We start from the raw sequence: 3,288 nt of genomic DNA, 5'->3' as shown, positions 1-3,288 counted from the left end.
CTCTCTCTGCTGCCTTCGAACTTGTCAAGGTGCTGTTACCTCGCGGCCCTTCCGGAGCGCGCAGGGGAGATACTACCAGCCTCGTTACTTCACGTCAACCCCCTCTTCTTCCTTTTTTATACCTGACTTTTACTGATCTTTTTGAAACACTTGAAAATGAAGAAGCAAGGGGATTTTTTGAAATATTTTTGATCAGGAGGATTTTCACAGACCGGGATACACAGCCTGCGAGAAGGAGTGAACGGGAACGCCGATACCGCAATCAAAAGTGCCACGCAAAAAAGAAAGAGCGCCTTCCTCGTTTTCCTCCCTCAAAGCACAAGGGGAACAACGAAGAAAGAGCTCTTTTGGAAAAACGGGCACGCTTTCCAGAAACGTTCAGAGAGATGTGTCCTGTGCGATTGCTTCGAGAGCGTCGAACACCGGCTCGATTTGGTCGCCCTCGCCCTTGAGGGTGATCGTATCGCCACATTCGATGCCCATACTCATGATTCCCAGGATGCTCTTGGCATCCGCCTCCTTGCCCCCCTTTTCGACCACGATTTTTCCAGGGAAGGATGCGGCTTTCTGCACAAAAAGCGCCGCGGGCCTGGCGTGCAACCCATGAGGGTTTTTTACCTCCACGATCCGCTGATTCACCCTATTCCACTCTCCTCCTGCACGTTTTCTCTACGTTCTTGCAAGACAGTTTCCCACGATACGTCCGATACGTCACCCACTCTTCAGCCGGCTCGCTTCTCCTCCGCTTCGAGGGAGCGACTTGCGACGATATCCACGCCCGTCCCGCAGACATCGACGAGGACGACCTGGCCGATTTTGACAGGGGCCTCGACGACGACTCGGGCCACTTCTCGGGCAATATCGAACAGCTTTTCCTTGGGAACGGCACTCCTGCTCCGCACAGGCACAACCGGAAGCAAGCCCCCGGAAACCTTGACGGTGCTGGCAAAGACACGTGTGGGATTTCGTACCTCCGCCTCTGCGTAGGCCTCGCCACGCATACAGGCGTTGCCCTCGACTTTCACGATCCGCCCCTCTTCCATGTGTACGGTGAGCATGCATCCCACCGGGCAGGAAACACAGATGAACTTTCTCGTTTCACGCTGCGTCATGACTCTCACTCCTCCTCGACGTCAACGATGATTTCTCTGACATCCGGAGGCAACATCCGCAACTGCTCCGCCTTGATGTGCACCTCGTTCATCTCTCCCGGACGCGCATAACGCAACGTTTTGGAGAACAAACCATGATCAGCGGTAACGCGGCACCGTTGTTCGACAGGTTTCGTCACGCGAAGGAAAATCGTCGCATCCTCCTGATCGGAAAGCCACTGGGGGGAGAAAAGGCGAACATTGTCCCCACCTCGGACATCGAAACGGCGCGTCGCCTTGGGTAATCCGTCGAGAGCGAACAACGCCGCGTTTTTTCCAGCCTTGTATCCTTCCGCGCTGACCCAATCCACAAGGTCATAGACGATCACCACGTTTCCCGCCGCAAACACGTTCTCTCGCGTTGTCTGCAGACACTGATTGACCACAGGTCCTCCCGTCACGGGATGGATCTGAACCCCTGCCATACGGGAAAGCTCGTTCTCCGGGATCAATCCCACCGCGAGAAGCAGCGTATCGCACGCGACGAACCGCTCTGTTCCGAGGATGGGCTTTTTGTTGTTCGCATCGACCTTCGCCACGGTCACACCCTCAAGGCGGTCCTTTCCGTGCACCTGGGTGACTGTGTGATCCAGGTGGAAGGGAATGCCGTAGTCGTCGAGGCATTGCGCAATGTTCCTCCGCAGGCCCCCCGGCCAGGACATGATCTCGAAAACCCCCTCCACGGAGGCACCTTCCCACATCATTCTCCGGGCCATGATGAGACCGATGTCCCCCGAACCGAGAACCACCACGCGGTTTCCCGGCATGTAGCCTTCCATGTTGACAAAGCGTTGGGCCGTCCCCGCCGTGTAAATGCCGGCAGGCCTGCTGCCGGGAACACGAATGGCGCCGAGAGGGCGCTCCCGGCACCCCATGCCCAGAACGACTGCTCCTGCGTGGACATGCTGAATCCCTTCGTCGGGGTTCATCGTCCAGAAAGATCCGTCTTCCTCCATCCTGAACACCATTGTGTTCGTCCGAAACGTGACCCCTGCACCGTGTGCCCGTTCAATCCACCGGTGCATATATTCCGGCCCTGTCAACTCTTCCTTGAAGGTGTGCAGGCCGAATCCTGGGTGAATGCACTGCTGCAGGATTCCCCCCAGATCCCAGTCTCTTTCGAAGACGACCACATGTTCCGCACCGGCCTCCCGTGCACCGATTCCGGCGGCGACGCCCGCAGGACCCGCCCCGATGACCGCCACATCGATTCTGATGTCTGTCATCATTCGTTCCCCCTGAACCAATACTCCTTGGTACGCCCCACGAGAAGCCTCGAGTGCCCGCCGTGCCGAGTCACTTCCTCAAGGGGAATTCCGAGTTCTCTGGCGAGGATGTCCGCCACGCGAGGCCCGCAGAATCCGCCCTGACAACGCCCAGCCCCCGCTCTTGTCCAGATCTTGACCGCCGCAACCGTACGGGCACCTCGCCGAATGGCTTCTACAACCTGTGCTTCCGTGACGGTCTCGCAGCGACAGACGATCTGAGCAAAGCGGGGATCCCGCCGCACGAGTGCCTCTCGCTCCTCCATGGAGAGTTCCGCGAATCGGGGGATGTGTGTTCTTTCGGGAACAAAATGCGGATTGGGCGTCATGATCACCCTGTCGGAAAGCTCCTCCCGGAGCATCTCCACCACGTGGAGCGCGATAGCAGGCGCGCTGGTAAAACCCGGAGATTTGATTCCCGCAACATTGACGAAGCCTCGGGGCTTTCGGAGAACGGCGATGTTGAAATCGCCGGAGAACGTGTTGGCTCTTACGCCGGCAAAAGAGGTGATAGCCGCTCCCGGAGGAATGTCCGGAACAAGTTTCCTCGCCCCATCGAGCACCTCTTCAAGTCCCTTCATCGTTGTAGAGGTATCTTCCAAATCGGTCTGCGGCGTGGAGGTCGGACCGATGAGCAGATTATGCTCGGCAGTGCTTGCAACGGTGATTCCTTTTCCCTTCGTGCTCGGACAGGCGAAGAAGAATCCCTTCACGAGGTGTCCCACCGTTTTGTCCGTGATAAAATACTCCCCTCTGGTGGGCCGGATGCGCACGCTCTCTTCTCCGGCCATCCGGGAGATCTCCCCCGCATGAACTCCCGCCGCATTGATCACCACCGGTGCGAGAAAGCGTCCCTTGGTCGTCTCGACACC

Annotated in this window: 4 protein-coding genes; all 4 read right to left on the bottom strand. The window is 57.8% G+C overall.

Features of this window, described 5'->3' with window-relative positions; all coding sequences use genetic code 11:
• Positions 1-378: 378 nt before the first annotated feature.
• Entirely contained in the window at positions 379-639 is a 261-nt protein-coding gene (locus Q1K49_RS05695) for an HPr family phosphocarrier protein (RefSeq protein WP_300523802.1), read from the bottom strand.
• An 83-nt stretch (positions 640-722) separates the two neighbouring features.
• Positions 723-1,112 (bottom strand): DUF1667 domain-containing protein, encoded by a 390-nt coding sequence (locus Q1K49_RS05690; RefSeq protein ID WP_300523799.1) that lies wholly within the window; start codon positions 1,110-1,112, stop codon positions 723-725.
• Between the two features lie 5 nt (positions 1,113-1,117).
• Positions 1,118-2,377 carry an FAD-dependent oxidoreductase gene (locus Q1K49_RS05685; RefSeq protein WP_300523797.1) on the bottom strand — a complete coding sequence of 420 codons (1,260 nt, stop codon included), beginning with the start codon at positions 2,375-2,377 and terminating at the stop codon, positions 1,118-1,120.
• On the bottom strand, positions 2,377-3,288 hold a 912-nt coding region (locus tag Q1K49_RS05680; protein WP_300523794.1), incomplete at its 5' end, for an FAD-dependent oxidoreductase. The genes Q1K49_RS05685 and Q1K49_RS05680, both read right to left, overlap by 1 nt.

The organism is Aminiphilus sp. (genome assembly GCF_029975095.1).
Taxonomy (GTDB): Bacteria; Synergistota; Synergistia; order Synergistales; family Aminiphilaceae; genus Aminiphilus.
This window is presented reverse-complemented; position numbering and strand designations above follow the sequence as displayed.